At 61.2% G+C, this 19,234-nt stretch carries 20 protein-coding genes; 5 read left to right on the top strand and 15 right to left on the bottom strand.

Annotated features, from left to right (window positions below; genetic code table 11):
• Nucleotides 1-3: 3 nt before the first annotated feature.
• The 9 genes from HHL25_RS15250 to HHL25_RS15210 form a co-directional block, all read right to left on the bottom strand.
• Nucleotides 4-735 (bottom strand): nucleotidyltransferase family protein, encoded by a 732-nt coding sequence (locus HHL25_RS15250; RefSeq protein ID WP_169593077.1) that lies wholly within the window; start codon nt 733-735, stop codon nt 4-6.
• Nucleotides 732-2,270: a tRNA (adenosine(37)-N6)-threonylcarbamoyltransferase complex ATPase subunit type 1 TsaE gene (gene tsaE / locus HHL25_RS15245; protein WP_169593075.1), complete on the bottom strand. Its 1,539-nt coding sequence runs from the start codon at nt 2,268-2,270 to the stop codon at nt 732-734. Before tsaE ends, HHL25_RS15250 begins: the two co-directional genes overlap by 4 nt.
• A complete protein-coding gene (locus tag HHL25_RS15240) occupies nt 2,267-4,705 on the bottom strand; it encodes a sensor histidine kinase (protein ID WP_246701843.1) in 2,439 nt (812 codons plus the stop codon). The genes tsaE and HHL25_RS15240 overlap by 4 nt, the downstream gene beginning before the upstream one ends.
• A 363-nt stretch (nt 4,706-5,068) precedes the next feature.
• Nucleotides 5,069-6,469, bottom strand: a complete 1,401-nt coding sequence (gene ahcY / locus HHL25_RS15235; protein WP_169593069.1) for an adenosylhomocysteinase — start codon at nt 6,467-6,469, stop codon at nt 5,069-5,071.
• A 178-nt stretch (nt 6,470-6,647) separates the two neighbouring features.
• Nucleotides 6,648-6,920, bottom strand: coding sequence for an HPr family phosphocarrier protein (locus tag HHL25_RS15230; protein ID WP_169593066.1), 273 nt, complete (start codon nt 6,918-6,920; stop codon nt 6,648-6,650).
• A gap of 19 nt (nt 6,921-6,939) precedes the next feature.
• Complete coding sequence (locus HHL25_RS15225; RefSeq protein WP_169593064.1) at nt 6,940-7,341, bottom strand: PTS sugar transporter subunit IIA; 402 nt, start codon at nt 7,339-7,341, stop codon at nt 6,940-6,942.
• 129 nt (nt 7,342-7,470) lie between these two features.
• Nucleotides 7,471-7,929 (bottom strand): HPr kinase/phosphorylase, encoded by a 459-nt coding sequence (locus HHL25_RS15220; RefSeq protein ID WP_169593061.1) that lies wholly within the window; start codon nt 7,927-7,929, stop codon nt 7,471-7,473.
• A complete protein-coding gene (locus HHL25_RS15215; protein WP_315853080.1) occupies nt 7,926-9,707 on the bottom strand; it encodes a sensor histidine kinase in 1,782 nt (593 codons plus the stop codon). Before HHL25_RS15215 ends, HHL25_RS15220 begins: the two co-directional genes overlap by 4 nt.
• Nucleotides 9,708-9,753: 46 nt before the next feature.
• Nucleotides 9,754-10,476: a response regulator transcription factor gene (locus tag HHL25_RS15210; protein WP_205927887.1), complete on the bottom strand. Its 723-nt coding sequence runs from the start codon at nt 10,474-10,476 to the stop codon at nt 9,754-9,756.
• Between the two features lie 330 nt (nt 10,477-10,806).
• On the opposite strand from HHL25_RS15210, the gene HHL25_RS15205 reads away from it, so the two are divergent.
• The 4 genes from HHL25_RS15205 to HHL25_RS15190 all read left to right on the top strand — a co-directional run bounded on the left by HHL25_RS15205 (nt 10,807) and on the right by HHL25_RS15190 (nt 14,192).
• Nucleotides 10,807-12,417 (top strand): phosphoenolpyruvate carboxykinase, encoded by a 1,611-nt coding sequence (locus tag HHL25_RS15205; RefSeq protein ID WP_169593057.1) that lies wholly within the window; start codon nt 10,807-10,809, stop codon nt 12,415-12,417.
• A gap of 101 nt (nt 12,418-12,518) precedes the next feature.
• Nucleotides 12,519-12,956, top strand: a complete 438-nt coding sequence (gene arfB, locus HHL25_RS15200) for an alternative ribosome rescue aminoacyl-tRNA hydrolase ArfB (RefSeq protein WP_169593055.1) — start codon at nt 12,519-12,521, stop codon at nt 12,954-12,956.
• 103 nt (nt 12,957-13,059) lie between these two features.
• Nucleotides 13,060-13,530, top strand: a complete 471-nt coding sequence (lysM, locus tag HHL25_RS15195; protein ID WP_169593052.1) for a peptidoglycan-binding protein LysM — start codon at nt 13,060-13,062, stop codon at nt 13,528-13,530.
• A gap of 35 nt (nt 13,531-13,565) precedes the next feature.
• Nucleotides 13,566-14,192, top strand: coding sequence for an alpha-ketoglutarate-dependent dioxygenase AlkB family protein (locus HHL25_RS15190; protein WP_169593049.1), 627 nt, complete (start codon nt 13,566-13,568; stop codon nt 14,190-14,192).
• 58 nt (nt 14,193-14,250) lie between these two features.
• On the opposite strand, the gene coaA is transcribed toward HHL25_RS15190, so the two are convergent.
• From coaA to hisB, 6 genes are all read right to left on the bottom strand, one after another.
• Nucleotides 14,251-15,246, bottom strand: coding sequence for a type I pantothenate kinase (gene coaA, locus HHL25_RS15185; protein ID WP_169593047.1), 996 nt, complete (start codon nt 15,244-15,246; stop codon nt 14,251-14,253).
• Nucleotides 15,243-15,566: a phosphoribosyl-ATP diphosphatase gene (locus HHL25_RS15180; protein WP_169593044.1), complete on the bottom strand. Its 324-nt coding sequence runs from the start codon at nt 15,564-15,566 to the stop codon at nt 15,243-15,245. Before HHL25_RS15180 ends, coaA begins: the two co-directional genes overlap by 4 nt.
• Nucleotides 15,567-15,585: 19 nt before the next feature.
• Nucleotides 15,586-16,362, bottom strand: coding sequence for an imidazole glycerol phosphate synthase subunit HisF (hisF, locus tag HHL25_RS15175; RefSeq protein ID WP_169593041.1), 777 nt, complete (start codon nt 16,360-16,362; stop codon nt 15,586-15,588).
• Between the two features lie 13 nt (nt 16,363-16,375).
• On the bottom strand, nt 16,376-17,110 hold the full coding sequence (gene hisA, locus HHL25_RS15170) for a 1-(5-phosphoribosyl)-5-[(5-phosphoribosylamino)methylideneamino]imidazole-4-carboxamide isomerase (RefSeq protein WP_169593038.1): 735 nt from the start codon (nt 17,108-17,110) through the stop codon (nt 16,376-16,378).
• A 27-nt stretch (nt 17,111-17,137) separates the two neighbouring features.
• The gene (gene hisH, locus HHL25_RS15165) at nt 17,138-17,788 is read right to left on the bottom strand and encodes an imidazole glycerol phosphate synthase subunit HisH (protein WP_169593035.1); all 651 of its coding nucleotides are present in this window, start codon (nt 17,786-17,788) and stop codon (nt 17,138-17,140) included.
• 101 nt (nt 17,789-17,889) lie between these two features.
• Nucleotides 17,890-18,498: an imidazoleglycerol-phosphate dehydratase HisB gene (hisB, locus tag HHL25_RS15160; protein WP_169593996.1), complete on the bottom strand. Its 609-nt coding sequence runs from the start codon at nt 18,496-18,498 to the stop codon at nt 17,890-17,892.
• 191 nt (nt 18,499-18,689) lie between these two features.
• On the opposite strand from hisB, the gene hslV reads away from it, so the two are divergent.
• Nucleotides 18,690-19,217 (top strand): ATP-dependent protease subunit HslV, encoded by a 528-nt coding sequence (hslV, locus tag HHL25_RS15155; RefSeq protein WP_169593033.1) that lies wholly within the window; start codon nt 18,690-18,692, stop codon nt 19,215-19,217.
• The last annotated feature ends 17 nt before the right edge of the window (nt 19,218-19,234 follow it).

Genomic DNA, 19,234 nt, shown 5'->3' with positions numbered 1-19,234 from the left:
CGTTCAGGCTCCGCTGCCGTGGTGTCGTATCGCCGCTTCCGCCTCTTCGATCGCCTCCGGCGTGCCGACCGTCATCCAATGGCCGTTGAGCAGCGTGCCATAGAGTCGCCCATCGGCGATCGCGCGGTCGAAATAGATGTTGAGGTTGAAGGCATCTTGAGGCGCATCGTCAAAAAGCTGCGGCATCAACGCGATCGCCCCGGCATAAACGACGGGATTCGGATCACCGGGCTGGTAGCGCTTGAGGCGCCCGTCGGGCGCCATCGAGAAATCCTTCTTGCCGTTGTGGCCGGTCGTTCGATCAAGGGGCACGCAGAGCAGTGCCATGTCCATGCGGGACGGGTCGAAGAAATCGGCGAGCAAGGTCAGGTTGGGTCTCCCGAGTGCCTGATCGCCAATCCAGAACAGGTCGGCATTCATGACGAAAGCGGGCGACCGATCGAGAAGCTTCAGCCCCTTGACCAGGCCCCCACCGGAATTCATCAGGGCGTCACGCTCGTCCGAAATCAGGATCTCTATCCCGCCATAGCCACCAAGATGCTCGATCATCTGGTCGGCAAAATGATGGACGTTGACGACGGCACGTTCGACGCCGGCCACCACCAGCGCGTCGAGCACGTAGTCGATCATCGGCTTGCCCGCGACCCGGACAAGCGGCTTCGGCATCGTGTCGGTGATCGGCCGCATCCGGGTGCCGAGCCCGGCTGCGAGCACCATCGCGTTGGTGATCTTCATCGTGCCTGCGGAAGTGATTCGTTCTCGCCGATTCCAACCCGGGCGCACCAATCGCGCAAGGGGGCGAGTGCTTCATGCTCGAAAGCCACCGACAGGTGCCAGAGCGTGCGCGGCATGTGCTTCATGTAGCCGGGTTTATGGTCGCGCGTCATCAACCGCACCCAAAGCCCGTTGAGCTTGCAGGCGCGCTGGGCGGACATGATGGACCAGGCCTTGAGGAAGCTCGCCTCATTGAAATCGCTTTCCGACCGCCGGATCGACAGGTAGTCGGTCATCAGTTGATCGACGAGATCGCGCTCGACGGTTACGCGGGCATCCTGCACCACCGAGACGAGATCGTAGGCCGACGGCCCGATCATTGCGTCCTGGAAGTCGATAAGGCCGATCCGGTCGATGCCTTGCCTGTCGCCGCGCCAGATGATGTTCGGCGAGTGGAAGTCGCGCAGGACAAGGGTCTTTTCGGCATCTGCGAGCTGGTCGATCAATGCGTCCCAGATCGCCAGATATTCGGCGCGCTCTGCAGCCGTTGCCGGCTCGCCGTTGCGTTTCCAGGGCAGGTGCCAGTCGATCAGCAGCTCGGCTTCCATTTTCATCGCAGTGCGATCGTAGTCCGGAACGTGATGTACGCCGCCGGTGGGCAGCGGAATGTCCCGCTCGAAAGGCGTCGCATGAAGGGCTGCGAGGCATGCGACGCTCGCTCGATAGCGTTCGGCGATCGGTCGTCCACCTTCGTCCAGCACGGTGTCCGGACCGAGATCCTCGATCAGCAGGAGTCCGGCTTCGCAGTCGCTTTCAAAAATTTCCGGTGCGGCGAAGCCACGTGCACGAAGGGCCAGGTCGATGGCGACAAAGGGATAGACGTCCTCCGCAAGATGCACGATCTGCGAATAGGGCTTTCCATCGCGTATCGGAGGGCCGTCGGGCTGCCTCGGCGCATCCATAAGGATCCGTCGCGCGCCACCATCCGTGGGATAGATATACTCGTAGGCACGGGTCGACGCGTCGCCCGTCAGGTGACGCCGGCGGGCGCCGGCATAGCCACGGCTGTCGAGGAACCTGCGGATCGAAAGCACCCGTTTGATCCGGGCTATCTTGGTGGCCGAAGCGGTGATCGAGATGGTCCGCCCACCGGCAGGATCGAAGGCGAAGCTGATGTCGATCCGTGTCTGCGGAAGGCAGTCACCGGCCTTGTCCGGCCACTCCACCAAGCAGACACCGTTTTCCAGCGCATCCATGAAGCCGATCTCCTCGAGTTCGGCCGGATCGGAGAGCCGATAGAGGTCGAAATGAGCGACCGGAAGGCGCAGGTCGTAGTTCTGGACAAGCGTGAAGGTCGGACTCGGTACTTCGAGATAGTCGTCGTCGGCCATCGCGCGAAGTAGCGCGCGCGACAGGGTCGACTTGCCGGCGCCGAGGTCGCCGCGAAGCGCCAGGCAGTCGCCCGACTTCACCACCAGGGCCAGTTCCTCGCCCAGGCGAATCGTGTCGGCTTCGTTCTGGAGGGTAAGGTTCAGGCTGGTATTCGTTTCGGTCATTCGGCTGCGGCGATGGCTTGTTGCGGTGCGGCGGACGGAATGCGGCAGGCCACGGTCGTGCCGCGACCCGGTTCGCTGTCGATCGTGACAGTGCCGTTGTGCAGGTTGACGAAGCTTTCCACGATCGAGAGGCCGAGACCCGCGCCGCTGCGTTTTCCGCCCTTGCCGTTGGTTGAGAAGCGGTTGAAGACCGTTTCCAGCATGTCCTTAGTCATCCCGCATCCGTTGTCATGGACGGAGAAGACGAAATCGGTGCCTTCACGCCAGCAGCGCATGTCGATCGACGAACCTTCCGGCGCAAAATTCACGGCATTGGTCAGGATCTTGATGAGAATCTGCTTGAGGCGCTGCTGGTCGGCAACGATATGGCCGAGATGTGCCGAGGCCGAGATTTCCAGGGCGACATTGCCCTCCTGCAGGCGATCGGTCATCTGCATGGAGATGTCGTCGAGCAGGTCGTTGAGATCGATGTCGGAATAGTCGAGCCGCATAATGCCGGCATCGACCGTCGCGAGATCGAGGATGTCGTTGACGATCGTCAGCAGCACCGAAGACGAGGTCGAAATATGATCGACATACTCCGCCTGCCGATCGTTGAGCGGGCCGATAGCCGGGGTCTTCAACAGGTCGGTGAAGCCGATGATGTTGGTCAGAGGCGAGCGAAGTTCATACGAGACGTGCTTGACGAAGTCATTTTTCAGCTCGTCCGCCTTGCGCAGCGCTTCGTTCTTTTCCTTGAGCGCCCGCTCGGCCCGGACGCTGTCGGTCATGTTGACGAAGGTCAGCATGGTCTGCGCGTTCGGTAGCGGCGTCACGGCATAATCGAGGACGAGTCCGGAATAGAGCTCCAGGGTGCCCTGGCTTGAGGGACGTTCGTCCTCGAAGCTCGTGATGATCTTGGCGAAGGACTTCCAGCCGTCTGCGCCGTCATAGGAGGGAGCGCATGCAGTCTCGATGGCGCGGATATGGGTTCCATGCTTCGCATCGGCTTCGGTCACGCCCCAGAGCGCGCGGAAGGCCGGATTGGAGAGCTGAATGCGGCCATCGGGGCCGAAAACGGCCACACCTTCCGAAAGATGATCGATCGTCTCGCCCTGGACCCGCAGCAGCGTGTTGTAGCGGGTTTCGAGATCGACCTGTTCCGTCAGGTTCTCGAAGACCCAGGTGGCGCCGCCCTGAGGATGGGCGGAAGCAATGACGCGCAGCGTCTGGCCGTTCGGCAGATGCCAGAGGTCGGTCTGGGTTTCCAGCGAGCGGTAGACTGAAAGGGTATTTTCCTTCCAGGCCTTCCAGCTCAGCTGTTCCGGCAGCTTGTGGGCCGACCGCAGCCGGTCGAGCAGTTCGCTGTTGTCGGGACGGGAATCGAGAAATGCCGGTTCGAGTTCCCAGAGCTGTGCGAAGGACTGGTTATAGAACTGCAGGCGGCGCTCGCCGTCGAAGATTGCGACGGGAGTTGCAAGATGATCGAGCGTTTCCGCGTGGCTCTTCAGCGTGCGTGCGAGCTCCTCGCGCAAGGCTTCTTCACCGCTGACGTCGATCGCCATGCCGCAGGAGCCGGAGGCCTCTCGAATGTCGACGACGTCGAAGAAGGTGCGATTGCCGCGCACGGCCGTCGATACCACGTCATGGAACGGCGATTCCGGCGTGGTGCCGGCCTTGATCTTCTCGCGGGTCAGGCTGGTGAGGATCTCGCGTCCCTCGCGCACGGCCTGATCCGGGGAGCCTGCCTCGACGGCTTCGCTATAGGCATGGTTGACCCATGTAAGCCGTCCCTCGGCATCGCGGCGCCAGACCGGCTGCTCGATGGAATCGAGCAAGGATTCGAAAGTGGCGATTGAATTGCGGAGGCGATTTCGCTCGATTTTGAGCTCTGCGAGCTCGGCGCGGAGATTGTTGAGGGCGACAAAACGGGTAAAGGCACGCCCACCGGACAGGCGTCCCTGGACCTCGATCACTTCGTTGCGCTGAGTTTCGACGATCACGTCGAAACTCACGGCCTTGAAACGCAGGGTCTCGATTGCTTTTTCCAACTCGCTGGCCGATGCGGGCTTCAACCAGCGGCCGAAAGCGAGAAACTCCCCATCCGACTGCGGAGCACCGGTTTCGGCCGGCAATTGCCCCAGAAATTCCGGTTTGCTGCTCTGACCGTCCCAGATGACGATCCGCCGATTCTTGTCGGCGATGAGCGCCTGGTAGCGCGAGATCCGCTGATTGGCGTCGGACAGCGCCGCGCGCATCTCGTTGCCCTCCGCTTCGAGACGGCCACGTTGACGGATGAGCCAGCCAGCCGACAGCAGGATGGCGGAAAGGACACCGACGACCAGCGCGTAGCCGGTCATGTCCGCCGACGTGAAGAGGCGTTCGGCCGGAACAACGACCGCTTCGGCCTGAGCCATGCCCTGGGCGGAGAACCCGGCGAGGACCGTACCGCTCATGCACGTGGTCCACAGTCGCGGCAGACGACCGCCGACCAGACCGCTGCGCCGGACTGACTTCTCGACGGCCAATTTTTTCGCGTGATCCGCACGCTCCTGCCGCGGAGCCTTAAGATCACCCGTCGCCGTTTCCCACTCCAGCGGGCCACTATTTTTTACCGACATCCTCGGTCTGTCTCCGTCCTATGTGCCGCATCGTCGACAAGACATCCCATTCCGTGGGCGCACCTGATGGCGGGCCACGAATCAAGTTCTAAAACAATACTGCCTTAGGGAATCCCCGGGAAGGGTCGGGCCCAAAAAAGAAGCCGCGGCCTTTGTCAAGGCCGCGGCTACTAGGTTTTGTAGATATCCAGAAGAATATCAATAGCGGTAGTGGTCTGCCTTGAACGGACCCTGCGGCGTGACGCCGATATAGGCAGCCTGTTCTTCCGAGAGCTCGGTGAGCTTAACGCCGAGCTTTTCGAGATGCAGGCGAGCAACCTTCTCATCAAGGTGCTTCGGCAGCACATAGACTTCGTTCTTGTACTGGCCGGGCTTCGTGTAGAGCTCGATCTGGGCCAGAACCTGGTTGGTGAACGAGGCCGACATTACGAAGGACGGGTGGCCGGTCGCATTGCCGAGGTTGAGCAGGCGGCCTTCCGAAAGCAGGATCATGCGGTTGCCGCCGGCGAACTCGATCATGTCGACCTGCGGCTTGACGTTGGTCCACTTCAGGTTACGCAGCGCGGCAACCTGGATCTCGTTGTCGAAGTGACCGATGTTGCCGACGATGGCCATGTCCTTCATCGCGCGCATGTGCTCGATGCGGATGACATCCTTGTTGCCGGTGGTGGTGATGAAGATGTCGGCAGAGGAAACGACGTCCTCGAGCGTGACGACTTCGAAACCGTCCATTGCAGCCTGAAGCGCGCAGATCGGGTCAACCTCGGTGACCTTCACGCGGGCGCCCGCACCGCGCAGCGAAGCGGCGGAACCCTTGCCAACGTCGCCATAGCCGCAGACGACGGCGACCTTGCCGGCCATCATCACGTCCGTGCCGCGGCGAATACCGTCGACGAGGGACTCCTTGCAGCCGTACTTGTTGTCGAACTTCGACTTGGTGACCGAGTCGTTGACGTTGATGGCCGGGAAGGGGAGCAGGCCCTTCTTGGAAAGCTCATAGAGACGATGCACGCCGGTCGTGGTCTCTTCGGTCACGCCCTTGATTGCGTCGCGCTGCTTGGTGAACCAGCCCGGCGATGCGGCAAGACGCTTCTTGATCTGGGCGAACAGGATCTCTTCTTCTTCGGAACCCGGATTGGACAGCACATTCTCGCCAGCTTCGGCGCGCGCACCGAGGAGGATGTACATGGTGGCGTCACCGCCATCGTCGAGGATCATGTTGGACACGCCGCCGTCGGCCCACTGGAAGATCTTGTCGGTGTATTCCCAATACTGGATCAGGCTCTCACCCTTGATCGCAAAGACGGGAATGCCGGCGGCCGCGATCGCGGCGGCTGCGTGATCCTGCGTCGAGAAGATATTGCACGATGCCCAGCGCACTTCCGCGCCGAGGGCGACCAGCGTCTCGATCAGGACGGCGGTCTGGATCGTCATGTGCAGCGAGCCGGTGATGCGGGCGCCCTTCAGCGGCTGCGCGGCGCCGAATTCGGCACGGCAGGACATCAGGCCCGGCATTTCGGTTTCGGCGATGGCAATTTCCTTGCGGCCGAAATCGGCAAGGCCAATGTCCGCGACGATGTAGTCGTTTTGAGTGCTCATGGAATTCTCCCGGCTAGGATGATGTCAGCGCAATATCGGGTTCCGGATCGGATGCGAGACAAGCGCCATTGATGGCCCCTCTGCAAAAGACGGGTTTCTGATCCGGATCTAGCAGGGATCGTTACGGATGGCAAGAAGACATAAAGAAGTCCTTATGTCTTTATATGTTTGGTTGCGATCAGATCTCTTCGCCGAATTTGTCGCCTACGAGCGCTTCAAGTGCCTGAAGTACGTCTTCAGCCTGCCTTCCGGATGCGCTGACGTGAATTGTGCAGCCAGGGCTCGCCGCCAGCATCATCAGTCCCATGATCGATGTACCGCCCACGGTGGTCCCATCCTTTGTCACGTGAACCATCGCATCATAGCCGCTGACCGTCTGCACGAACTTTGCGGATGCACGAGCGTGAAGGCCGCGTTTGTTTATGATCAGCAGTTCCCGGGAATTCGACATGGAGGGACTTTCGAGACGGTCACTTGCCGCTGAGCACGCGGCTGGCAACATTGATATATTTCCGCCCGGCGTCGGACGCGTCGACAAGGGCTTTTTCCATGTCGTTTTCTCCGCGAACGCCTGCGAGCTTGATCAGCATCGGCAGGTTCACGCCGGCGATGACCTCGATGCGACCGGTGTTCATCACGGAGATGGCGAGATTGGACGGTGTACCGCCGAACATGTCGGTCAGAATGATGACGCCGTGACCGTCATCGGCACGCATGACGGCGTCGAGAATATCCTGTCGACGCTGATCCATGTCGTCATCGGGACCGATACAGACGGTTTCGATGAATTTCTGCGGTCCGACGACATGTTCCACTGCATGCTGAAATTCTTCAGCCAGCTTGCCATGAGTGACAAGCACAAGTCCGATCATTCTTCTACTGCCCCTTTGGCTGCGCGAACTGTTGGCGGAAATAACGCAACGCAGCAATTTCGTCCATGAGTGGGACGCCATCTTGGCGATGAAAATCCGAAGTTCAAGCGCAAACTAAGTTGAATGTGCCTATATCAGAGGCACCTCGGCGCCGATCAAGGCATTTATGAAGGCAAAAGGCAAGCGCACATCGGTGGGGAGGTGGATTGCCGGCAGGGTAGTGTCGCGGCAGAGCGCCACGCGTGCATTTTCAGGGGGCAGCCGGTCGGCTGTTTCCCGGTTGATCGGCAGCACGGCATAGGAGAGTACGGTGCGGGGAATACTGCGGAAACGGCCGATGCCCGCATGCCGCAGTTCGATAAGGTCCTTGATCTGGTTCGGACGCGTCGCCACTACGCAGTCGCCGTATCGACTGATCAGAACCCGGTCGTCGGAGACGAGCGCCGCGAACTGGCCTGCCGAACGCGCCTCGCAGAGGCAGTCGAAGGCCAGGATTGACTTTCCGGATCCCGAAGGACCGAGGAAAATCAGGCCGGTCGTTCCCACGACAATTGCCGTTCCATGGACATTGGCGGGCGCGCCGCTCAAGATGCGGCCTCGACGGGCAGGGCCAGGATGAAGCGGGCGCCGAGCCTCCGGCCGGTGCCGGCTTCGAATACGTTCTCTGCTTTCAGCGTGCCGCCATGCGCTTCGGCGATCTGCCGGCTGATGGACAGCCCCAGGCCCGAGTTCTGGCCGAAACCTTCTCCTTCCGGCCGGTCTGTATAGAACCGCTCAAAGATCCGGTCGATGTCTTCCGCCTGGATCCCTGGACCGTTGTCCTCCACCTGGACGAGGCAGCGGCTCTTGGTCCGCGACAGCCTGACGGTAATCTTGCCACCAATCTCCGGCACGAAGGAGCGCGCGTTCTCGATCAGGTTGGTGATGATCTGGCCGAGTCGCAAGTCGTGGCCGTTGACGACAAAACGCGCCTTGGTGCCCGGCTTCTGGTCGATCACGTATTCGAGCTCAACCGGCTTCTTGGTGCTGCGGATCTGGCGCGATACCTCGACAAGGCTGGACAGCAGCACCTCCAGGTCCACCGGTTTGGCATCGCTTCGCGCGAGCTCTGCATCGAGACGGGAAGCGTCCGAGATGTCGCTGATCAGTCGGTCGAGGCGGCGAACGTCGTGCTGGATGACGTCCATGAGCCGCTGCCGAGACTGATCGTTCTTGGCGAGCGGCAGGGTCTCGACGGCGCTGCGTAGCGACGTGAGGGGATTCTTGAGTTCGTGGCTGACATCCGCCGCAAAGCTTTCGATCGCATCGATCCGGTCGTAAAGCGCGGTGGTCATTTCGCGGAGCGCAACGGACAGGTTGCCGATTTCGTCCTGACGCGCGGAAAAGTCCGGAATCTCCTCGCGTTCCTTCGCCCCACGTCGAACGCGGATGGCCGCCGCTGCCAGGCGTCGCAGCGGGTTGGCGATGGTGGAGGACAAAAGGAGCGAAACGACGATATTGACGAGCGTCGCGACGCCGAAGACGCGCAGGATCGCAAGACGCTCCGCATGGACGATCTTGTCGATGTCGCCCGCCTGCGTGGAAAGCAGCAGCACGCCGAGGACGGCGCGGAAGCGCTGGACTGGTACCGCGACCGAAACGATGAGCTCGCTCTGGTCGGTCACGCGCACGACTGCGCCGCGCACGCCGGTCAGCGCATTCATGACTTCCGGATAAATCGATCCGTCGCCGCCCGGCGCTTCCTTGTAGACGGGCAGGTTCGAGGGCTGGAGGATCGTGTTGAAGATGCGCGCGACCCAGTCGGTGATGCCCGAATTCTCGTTTTCCACCGGCGGCAGATCGAAACGGAGCACCTGGCCGCGTGAATAGAGGTGGCGCGAATCGAGTAGCAGGTTGGCGTCTGCGTCGAACAGTCGGGCACGCGTGCGGGTCGGCGAAATCAGCCGGCGCAGCACCGGAGCGACGCGTTCCGGATTGATCGGGAACTCGAGGTCCTCGTCGTTCGGAACCGGCGTGATGCTCTGGCCAGCCTGCAATTCGAGAAGTTTCTGCGGGTCGATGGTGATCGAATTTGTATCGACCGAGGCCGAAGCCGAAATCGCCCCGGCGATGATCTCTCCCTGGGTGAGCAGGCTTTCCACGCGGGCATCGATCAGTCCCTCGCGAAACTGGTTGAGATACATGATCCCGCCGACCAGCACGATGAGCGCGGCGAGATTGAAGAACACGATCCGGCGCGTCAGGCTGGAGAACAGGGCATGGCCGAAGATCCGGCGCACCAGCGTGAAGGGGTGTACCGGGAAACGGCGCTGTTCGCTCAGGCTGTCCAGTTCGTCGATAGTTCCGTCGGTAACTTGCTTGACCAAGCTCAACCCTTTTGCCGGACCGGGCTTATCCCGGTCATGGCGGCGTTCACGCTGCTTCGCGGAAGCGGTAGCCCACTCCATAGAGTGTTTCAATCATGTCGAAGTCGGTATCGACCATCTTGAACTTTTTGCGCAGGCGCTTGATGTGGCTGTCGATTGTGCGGTCGTCGACATAGACCTGCTCGTCATAGGCCGCATCCATCAACGCGTCGCGGCTCTTCACGACCCCCGGACGCTGCGCCAGCGACTGCAGGATCAGGAATTCGGTGACGGTCAGCGTGACCGGATCACCCTTCCATGTGCAGGTATGGCGTTCCTGGTCCATGACCAACTGTCCACGCTCGAGCGTGCGGGCCTGCTGTTCGGCGCCGGCCTTGGCGGGACCGCCGGCGGCAAGGCTCTCGCGGCTCGCCGCACGCCGCAGGATCGCCTTCACCCGTTCGACCAGCAGGCGTTGCGAGAACGGCTTGGTGATGAAGTCATCCGCGCCCATCTTCAGGCCGAACAGTTCGTCGATCTCTTCATCCTTCGACGTGAGGAAGATGACCGGCAGATCCGACTTCTGACGCAGCCGGCGCAGGAGTTCCATCCCGTCCATGCGGGGCATCTTGATGTCGAAGATGGCGAGTTGCGGCGGTCGTGCGAGCAGTCCGTCCAGCGCCGAGACGCCGTCGGTATAGGTCTCGACCTTGTATCCTTCCGCTTCGAGCGCAATCGACACCGAAGTGAGAATATTGCGGTCGTCGTCTACGAGCGCGATCGTCTGCATGGTGTTGGTCTCCGTCATCATTAAGCGCTGCTCCTGGTAAAGTTCCCAGCCCAGGGTGTGGCGACATTGAGCATGCGCTTATTGAGGATAAAGGTGGAACAAATTGTGGCAAAGATAAAGGGGGCGTTGCCGACGGGGGCCTCAGGCGCGCCTTTGGACAGGTCGATCGCACCTTTGTAAACCGATTTAAAAATACATATTTCGATTTAAATCGATTAATTATTTGATATTATTGATTATTTTTGCGCAAGCTTCTTGCGTTTTGAAAACCCGGACACTAGGTTCCCGGAAATTCACCGTCACTTTGTATTAACTAGAGGATGCGCGCTCATGGAGGAGCTTGGTGTAAATAATCCCCTCATAGGGGTAGTAGCGATCGGATTGGGTGACGCGGCTCGCGTCTACTACAACTTCCGTGAGCGCGACCTCTATGAAGAGGCGATTCGCCGCAACGAAGCCGTACTGACCGCCGATGGCGCGCTCTGTGCGGTAACCGGTCAGCACACCGGTCGCTCGGCCAAGGACAAGTTCATCGTCCGGGACAGCCATACAGATGGCCACATCTGGTGGGACAACAACAAGCCGATGTCTCCGGAACATTTCGGCATCCTGCACAAGGACATGCTGGCGCATGCCGCGGGCAAAGAACTCTTCGTTCAGGACCTCGTCGGTGGCGCCGACAAGGAAAACCAGCTCCCGACCCGCGTCGTGACCGAGCTCGCCTGGCACTCGCTGTTCATCCGCAACCTGCTGATCCGCCCGGAGCGTTCGACTCTGGTCGAATTCCAGCCGAAGCTGACCATCATCAACCTGCCGAGCTTCCGCGCCGACCCGGCCCGTCACGGCTGTCGCACCGAAACGGTCATCGCCTGCGACTTCACCAACGGCATCGTCCTGATCGGTGGCACGTCCTATGCCGGCGAAATGAAGAAGTCGGTGTTCACCGCACTCAACTACCTGTTGCCGCCGAAGGGCGTCATGCCGATGCATTGCTCGGCCAATGTCGGTCCGGCGGGCGACTCGGCCGTCTTCTTCGGCCTCTCGGGCACCGGCAAGACCACGCTTTCGGCTGATCCGAGCCGGACGCTGATCGGCGACGACGAGCACGGCTGGGGGGAGCATGGCATCTTCAACTTCGAAGGTGGCTGCTATGCGAAGACCATCCGCCTGTCGGCTGAAGCCGAGCCGGAAATCTATGCGACGACCAAGCGTTTCGGCACCGTTCTCGAAAACGTCGTACTCGACGAAGCGGGCGTGCCGGACTTCAATGATGCCTCGCGCACCGAGAACACCCGCTGCGCCTATCCGCTGCACTTCATCCCGAACGCATCGGACACCGGTCGCGCCGGCCATCCGAAGACGATCATTATGCTGACGGCAGATGCCTTCGGTGTTTTGCCGCCGATCGCCCGCCTGACCCCGGAACAGGCCATGTACCACTTCCTGTCGGGTTACACGGCAAAGGTCGCCGGCACTGAAAAAGGTGTTACCGAACCGGAAGCCACCTTCTCGACCTGCTTCGGCGCTCCGTTCATGCCGCGTCATCCGGCGGAGTACGGCAATCTGCTGCGCGACCTGATCGCCAAGCACAATGTCGACTGCTGGCTGGTTAATACCGGCTGGACCAGTGGCGCCTATGGCATCGGTCACCGCATGCCGATCAAGGCCACCCGCGCTTTGCTCGCGGGTGCGTTGAGCGGCGAACTGAAGAAGGCGGAAACCCGCATCGACCCGAACTTCGGCTTTGCCGTACCCGTCGCGGTCGATGGCGTCGACACGAAGATCCTTGATCCGCGTTCGACCTGGTCGGATGCGTCGGAATACGACGCGCAGGCCAAGAAGCTGGTGGCCATGTTCATCACCAACTTCGCCAAGTTCGAGGACCACGTCGACCACACGGTGCGCGCTGCCGCTCCGAGTGCCAATATCGCAGCCGAATAACGACGGCGCGAGAGCCAAAGAAAAAACCCGGCGGATCGCTCCGCCGGGTTTTTTGTTTTCCCTGACGTTCGGATATGAAAGAGAACTCACGGAGACAGACCATGGCCAGCGATCCACTTTACATCAACGACCGCATCACCATTGCCGGCTGGGAACTGACGGAGCAATTCGTCCTGGCAGGCGGGCCGGGCGGTCAGAACGTCAACAAGGTGGCGACCGCGGTCCAGTTGTTCTTCAACATCGCCGGCTCACCGGCCCTCACCGACCGCATCAGGCAGAATGCCCTGAAACTTGCCGGGCGTCGGGTCTCGAAGGAGGGCATCCTCATGATCGAGTCCAGCCGTTTTCGCAGCCAGGACCGCAATCGCGAGGACGCGCGGGAGCGTCTGAAGGAACTGATCCTGGCTGCTGCCGCTCCGCCGCCACCGCCGCGCAAGAAGACAAAGCCAACCAAGGGGTCCGTCGAACGCCGGCTCAAGGAGAAGTCGGGACGGTCGGAAGTCAAGAAGATGCGTGGGCGTCCTGGAGGCGATCAATAGGCCAGGTGCGACCTAATATAGCACGACATATTTTAGATAATTGCTTGTGCTTTGTTGTGGAGTGGCTTCATCTTGAGCCTCACACAGCGGAAAGGAAAGTCTCATGGGTCTGTTCAGCTTTATCAAGAGTGCCGGAAAGAAACTCGGTATCGGAGCCGACGACGAGGCGCCGGACGCCGAAGCCGTGAAGAAGGAACTCGCCTCGCATGATCTCGGCACCGACAAGGTCGATGTCGCGGTTGTCGACGACAAGGTCGTGTTGACTGGCGTTGTGAAGGACCAGTCGGCTTTCGAGAAGGTCGTCATCGCGGTCGGCAACACGCTCGGCATCTCCAAGGTCGAGGCCGGGGAGCTGAAGATTGCCGATACGCCATCCGCGGCTCCTGTCGCGGCCAAGGAGCCGGTCTTCTATACGGTCAAGAAGGGCGACAACCTCTGGAAGATCGCTGAAGCGCACTACGGCAAGGGCAAAGGTGCAAAACACACCGTGATCTTCGAGGCGAACAAGCCTATGCTGACCCATCCCGACAAGATCTACCCGGGTCAGGTCCTGCGCATTCCGGATCTTGCCTGACCGGACGGTAAAGGAGACGGCCGCTGGCCCCGCATATGCCCGAAAGAGCCAAGCGTACCCTGCCGGAAGGTCTTCGCTATCTTCCGGACCTCATCGACCGGAAAGACCAGGAGGAACTGGTCGCCACGATCCGCGCGATCGTGGCGGAAGCGCCGCTCTTCGTGCCTGCAATGCCCGGCACGGGAAAGGAGATGTCGGTTCGCATGACCAATTGCGGATCGCTCGGCTGGGTGACCGACCGTGAACGCGGTTATCGATACCAATCCACGCATCCGGTGACGGGCAAGCCGTGGCCGGCCATTCCAGAAACCTTGCTCGGGATCTGGGAAAAGGTTTCAGGCTATGACAAGCCGCCGGAGGCCTGTCTCGTCAACTTCTATGACGACGGCGCCCGAATGGGACTTCATCAGGATCGCGATGAAAAGGACTTCGACGCGCCGGTCGTTTCGATTTCGCTCGGCAATTCCTGTCTTTTCCGCGTCGGAGGGACTGACCGCAAGGACCCGACCATGTCGCTGAAGCTCTCGAGCGGCGATGTGTTCGTGATCGGCGGGCAGGGGCGCCTGTGTTTCCACGGCGTAGACCGGATCTACCCGGCAACCTCGACCTTGCTGAAGAATGGCGGCCGCATCAATTTGACACTGCGTCGTGTCAACCCGTGAAGGCCCAGGCCCTCGGACATATAGCGCGCTATTGAATCGATTGCCGGGTATATATCGCCTACAGTTTTCGCAGCGCAACCTGCTCGACCAGGTGATTGTCACCCTTGCGCAGGATCAGATCGGCGCGCGGACGCGTCGGCAGGATGTTTTCGCGCAGGTTCTTCAGATTGATGTTGGCCCAAAGGTCCTCGGCGATGGCAAGCGCATCGTCCTCGCTGATCGACGCATAGCGATTGAAGTAGGAGCTGGGATCGCGGAATGCCGTCTGGCGAAGCTTCATGAAGCGGTCGACATACCAGCGATGGATCAGCGCCTCGTCCGCATCGATGTAGATCGAAAAATCGAAGAAATCCGAAACGATCGGAACGATCTTGCCGTCTGCCGGCAGATCACGCGATTGCAGGACGTTGATGCCTTCGAAGATCAGGATGTCCGGGCGGTCGACCACCTTGAATTCGTTCGGGAGCACGTCGTAGGTGAGGTGCGAGTAGGCGGGCGCCTTGACGTTCGGCAAACCGGCCTTGATGGCTGACAGGAAGCGCAGCAGCGCCCCGATGTCGTAGCTCTCCGGGAACCCCTTGCGGTTGAGCATCTTGTGACGGACCAGATGGGCATTCGGATAAAGAAAACCGTCCGTCGTGACGAGGTCGACCTTTGGGCTCGACGGCCAGCGCGCCAGGAGCTCCTTCAGGATACGGGCGGTCGTCGACTTGCCGACCGCCACCGAACCGGCGATGCCGATGACGAACGGCGTCTTTGCAAGCCCTGAAGTGCTAAGGAACTGGTTGCGCTGTTCGAACAGCAGCTGTGACGACTCCACATGCGCCGAGAGCAGGCGCGACAGGGAAAGATAGATGCGGCGGACCTCGTCGAGATCGATGGGGTCGTCGATCGAACGCAGCCGGCGCAGTTCGTCCTCGGTAAGCGTCAGCGGCGTGTCGGCGCGGAAATGCGACCATTCCTCGGAATTGAAGAATAGATACGGCGAGTATCCATTTTCCTGGAAGTGGTCGAGTGCCTCTGGCGTTTCGGATTCCCGCGTCGCTGTGGTCATGGATCCTGCCGGCTGGCCTTCTCTTTGAGGCCTGTCTGGGCTGTACGCCGTTCAAGCTCGTCTAGCACCGCTTTTAGCGGGATGTCGGCGATTTTCAATACGACCAACAGGTGATAGAGCACGTCCGCGCTCTCGTAGACGAGGTTTTCGCGGTCGTTGCCGATGGCCGCGATCACGGTTTCGACCGCTTCCTCGCCGAGCTTCTTGGCCGCTTTCGGCTGTCCGCCGGCCACCAGCTTTGCAGTCCAGGATTCGTCCGGGCGGGCCTTGGCACGATCGGCAACGATACGTTCGAGGTCGAAGAGGGAGAAATCGCTCATCGCGGCGCCTTTCGCTGGCTCAATCGAGGCGCATGGCGATGCCATGCTGTGCCATGTACTGCTTGGCCTCGGCGATCGAATAGGTGCCGAAGTGGAAAATCGAGGCTGCAAGCACCGCGGTCGCATGACCCTCGGTGATCCCGGCAACCAGATCATCGAGATTGCCGACCCCGCCGGAGGCAATCACGGGAACGCGGACGCTGTCGGCGATGGTGCGGGTGAGCGCGATGTCATAGCCGCTCTTCGTGCCGTCGCGGTCCATCGAGGTGACCAGCAGTTCGCCCGCGCCGCGCGCCACCACCTTGGCGGCAAACTCGACGGCGTCGATGCCTGTCGGCTGGCGCCCGCCATGGGTGAAGATCTCCCAGCGGTCGGCCTCGCCGGCGCCGGAAACCTTCTTGGCGTCGACCGATACCACGATGCACTGGTCGCCGAACTTGTCGGCCGCCTCGGCGACGAAATCGGGATCCTTCACTGCCGCCGAGTTGATCGACACCTTGTCGGCGCCGCAGAGCAGCAGCTTGCGGATGTCGGCGACGCTGCGCACCCCGCCACCCACGGTGAGCGGCATGAAGCAATGATCGGCGGTCTGGGCGACGACTTCGAAGATCGTTTCGCGATTGTCGGAAGACGCGGTGATGTCGAGGAAGCACAACTCGTCGGCACCGGCGGCATCATAGGCCTTGGCGGCCTCCACCGGATCGCCAGCGTCGATCAGGTCGACGAAGTTGACGCCCTTGACGACGCGGCCGTCCTTGACGTCCAGGCAGGGAATGACACGGGCTTTCAGCGTCATGGTCTCACCTCGTTCAGGTGCGGGCGGCGCGGATCAGCGCCAGGGCTTCGGAAGGGTCGATGCGGCCGTCATAGAGGGCACGCCCGGAGATCGCGCCTTCGAGCTTTGTTGCATCCGGTTCCAGCATCCGGCGGATGTCGTCCATGGAGGCAAGCCCGCCCGAGGCGATCACCGGAATGGAAACGGCATCGGCCAGCGAAAGCGTCGATTCCCAGTTGATCCCGGTCAGGATGCCGTCGCGATCGATGTCGGTGTAGATGATTGCCGCGACGCCTGCGCCCTCGAACTTCTTTGCGAGCTCGATGACGCCGAGTTCGGACGCCTCCGCCCAGCCCTCGACTGCGACCTTGCCGCCCTTGGCGTCGATCCCGACCGCGATCTTGCCGGGAAAAGCCTTGCAGGCCTCGATCACGAGTCCTGGATCGCGCACCGCAATCGTGCCGAGGATCACCCGGGAAAGACCGCGTTGCAGCCAGTTCTCGATATGCTCGAGGCTGCGGATGCCGCCGCCGAGTTGCACCGGGTTCTTCGTGGCTTTCAGGATGGCGTCTACGGCGGCGCCGTTGACACTTTCACCGGCAAAGGCGCCGTTGAGATCGACCACGTGCAGCCATTCGAAACCCTGGTCCTCGAAGGCCTTGGCCTGAGCGGCGGGATCGGTGTTGTAGACGGTCGCCTGGTCCATGTCGCCCAGCTTGAGCCGCACGCACTGGCCGTCCTTGAGATCGATGGCGGGAAAGAGGATCATGCGGAAATACCCGAAACTCGAGGAAACTTACGGTTGCCAGGAAAGGAAGTTGGCGATCAGCTTGAGGCCGAGCGCCTGGCTCTTTTCCGGATGGAACTGCGCGCCAGCGACATTGTCGCGGCCGACGAACGCCGTCATCGGGCCGCCGTAGTCGGTGGTGGCGATCACGTCTTCCGCGTTTTCTGCGGCCAGGTGGTAGGAGTGCACGAAGTAGGCGTGCAGACCGTCAGGTCCGGTCTTGACGCCCTCGAAAAGCGGATGCGGTCGGCGAAGGTCCAGCGTGTTCCAGCCGATCTGAGGAATCTTCAGCGACGGATCGCTGGGCGTCATTTCGACCACGTCGCCCTTGATCCAGCCGAAGCCGGGGGTGATCGCCTTTTCCAGCCCACGGCTCGACATCAGCTGCATGCCGACACAGATCCCGAGAAATGGCCGCGCCTTCGTCTCGACCGCCTCGACGATCGCCTCATGCATTCCCGAAACGGCGTCGAGGCCGTTGCGGCAGTCGGCGTAGGCGCCAACTCCCGGCAGAACGACCCGGTCGGCGGTCGCCACGCGATCGGCCTTGTCTGTCAGTTCGATTACAGCGTCGATACCGCTTTCGCGGGCGGCACGCTCGAAGGCCTTGGTCGCCGAGCGGAGATTTCCGGAACCATAGTCGATGATCGCCACGCGCATCGTGGAACGTCCTTTTCTCAAACGCGACGCAGAGGGCAGCGGCCTCGACGCATCGCAAAGCTAAGATCACACCGGTCTTGCCGCCATTGGGCGGCCCGGCCTCAGACGAGGGTGCCCTTGGTCGAGGGAACGCGGCTTGCCTGGCGCGGGTCGATTTCGACCGCGCTGCGCAGGGCACGCGCCACCGCCTTGAAGCAGGTTTCGGCGATATGGTGATTGTTCGCGCCGTAGTGATTGAGCACATGCAGGGTTATCCCGGCATTCTGGGCGAGTGCCTGGAAGAATTCGCGGACCAGTTCGGTGTCGAATGTCCCGATCTTGGGTGCGCTGAACGCCACGTTCCAGACGAGGAAAGGCCGGCCCGAAACGTCGATCGCCGCCTTGGTCATGGTCTCGTCCATGGCGAGATCGATCGAAGCGTAGCGGGTGATGCCGCGGCGGTCGCCGAGTGCCTTGGATATCGCCTGGCCGATCGCGATGCCGGTATCCTCGACCGTGTGATGATCGTCGATATGCAGGTCGCCCTTGACGTCGATTTCCATGTCGATGAGCGAATGTCGGCTGAGCTGATCCAGCATATGGTCGAAAAAACCGACGCCCGTCGAAATCTTCGCGGCGCCGGTGCCGTCGAGATTGACGGATACCGAAACGGAGGTTTCGTTGGTCTTGCGCGAAATGCTTCCCGCGCGCTGGATCGTCGTTTCGCCCATCAGGGTCTGCTCCATGCCTTGGTCAGGGGTTCCTTATCAGGCGGTCCGGTAAATATCCAGCAAAAGCAGGCCCTGCTTTGCCGCATTGCGTCATGAGATTGCATTCGCCGCGCGCCAACTTACATAGGATCCAACGGCGCGCCAAAGCGCATCCAATCGAAAGCCCGTGTCGCGGGCCAACAGGTGCCTCAATGACGACGATTATTACAGTACGCAAGGGCGGCAAGGTCATCATGGCCGGTGACGGACAGGTGAGCCTCGGCCAGACCGTGATGAAGGGCAATGCCCGCAAGGTCCGCCGCATCGGCAAGGGCGACGTGATCACCGGGTTCGCTGGCGCGACCGCGGATGCCTTCACGCTGCTCGAGCGGCTCGAAAAGAAGCTGGAACAGTATCCAGGCCAGCTGATGCGTGCGGCCGTCGAACTTGCCAAGGACTGGCGTACCGACAAGTACCTGCGCAATCTCGAAGCCATGATGCTCGTGGCCGACAAGTCGATTACGCTCGCAATCACCGGCAACGGCGATGTGCTCGAACCGGAGCACGGAACCATGGCGATCGGCTCCGGCGGCAACTATGCCTTTGCGGCGGCACGGGCTTTGATGGACAGCGACAAGTCGGCGGAAGAAATCGCCCGGCAGGCCATGGCGATCGCCGCGGAGATCTGCGTCTATACGAATGACAACATCGTCGTCGAGACACTCGACAGCGAGAACTGAGCCCCTTCCTGGACCTG

The organism is Rhizobium terricola (assembly GCF_012927355.1).
GTDB lineage: Bacteria > Pseudomonadota > Alphaproteobacteria > Rhizobiales > Rhizobiaceae > Allorhizobium > Allorhizobium terricola.
The sequence above is the reverse complement of the archived record's forward strand: the minus strand, read 5'-3'. Positions and strand labels throughout refer to the sequence as shown.

Bases quoted from the DNA above. Each gene is read 5' to 3' on its own strand.
- coaA (WP_169593047.1), bottom strand. From the start codon at position 15,246: ATGACCACAGCGACGCGGGAATCCGAAACGCCAGAGGCACTCGACCAC.
- ahcY (WP_169593069.1), bottom strand. From the start codon at position 6,469: ATGAGCACTCAAAACGACTACATCGTCGCGGACATTGGCCTTGCCGAT.
- hslV (WP_169593033.1), top strand. From the start codon at position 18,690: ATGACGACGATTATTACAGTACGCAAGGGCGGCAAGGTCATCATGGCC.
- HHL25_RS15205 (WP_169593057.1), top strand. From the start codon at position 10,807: ATGGAGGAGCTTGGTGTAAATAATCCCCTCATAGGGGTAGTAGCGATC.
- HHL25_RS15225 (WP_169593064.1), bottom strand. From the start codon at position 7,341: ATGATCGGACTTGTGCTTGTCACTCATGGCAAGCTGGCTGAAGAATTT.
- hisA (WP_169593038.1), bottom strand. From the start codon at position 17,110: ATGATCCTCTTTCCCGCCATCGATCTCAAGGACGGCCAGTGCGTGCGG.
- HHL25_RS15240 (WP_246701843.1), bottom strand. From the start codon at position 4,705: ATGAGCGGTACGGTCCTCGCCGGGTTCTCCGCCCAGGGCATGGCTCAG.
- arfB (WP_169593055.1), top strand. From the start codon at position 12,519: ATGGCCAGCGATCCACTTTACATCAACGACCGCATCACCATTGCCGGC.
- HHL25_RS15250 (WP_169593077.1), bottom strand. From the start codon at position 735: ATGAAGATCACCAACGCGATGGTGCTCGCAGCCGGGCTCGGCACCCGG.
- HHL25_RS15190 (WP_169593049.1), top strand. From the start codon at position 13,566: ATGCCCGAAAGAGCCAAGCGTACCCTGCCGGAAGGTCTTCGCTATCTT.
- HHL25_RS15210 (WP_205927887.1), bottom strand. From the start codon at position 10,476: ATGCAGACGATCGCGCTCGTAGACGACGACCGCAATATTCTCACTTCG.
- tsaE (WP_169593075.1), bottom strand. From the start codon at position 2,270: ATGACCGAAACGAATACCAGCCTGAACCTTACCCTCCAGAACGAAGCC.
- hisH (WP_169593035.1), bottom strand. From the start codon at position 17,788: ATGCGCGTGGCGATCATCGACTATGGTTCCGGAAATCTCCGCTCGGCG.
- hisF (WP_169593041.1), bottom strand. From the start codon at position 16,362: ATGACGCTGAAAGCCCGTGTCATTCCCTGCCTGGACGTCAAGGACGGC.
- lysM (WP_169593052.1), top strand. From the start codon at position 13,060: ATGGGTCTGTTCAGCTTTATCAAGAGTGCCGGAAAGAAACTCGGTATC.
- hisB (WP_169593996.1), bottom strand. From the start codon at position 18,498: ATGGGCGAAACGACGATCCAGCGCGCGGGAAGCATTTCGCGCAAGACC.
- HHL25_RS15230 (WP_169593066.1), bottom strand. From the start codon at position 6,920: ATGTCGAATTCCCGGGAACTGCTGATCATAAACAAACGCGGCCTTCAC.
- HHL25_RS15180 (WP_169593044.1), bottom strand. From the start codon at position 15,566: ATGAGCGATTTCTCCCTCTTCGACCTCGAACGTATCGTTGCCGATCGT.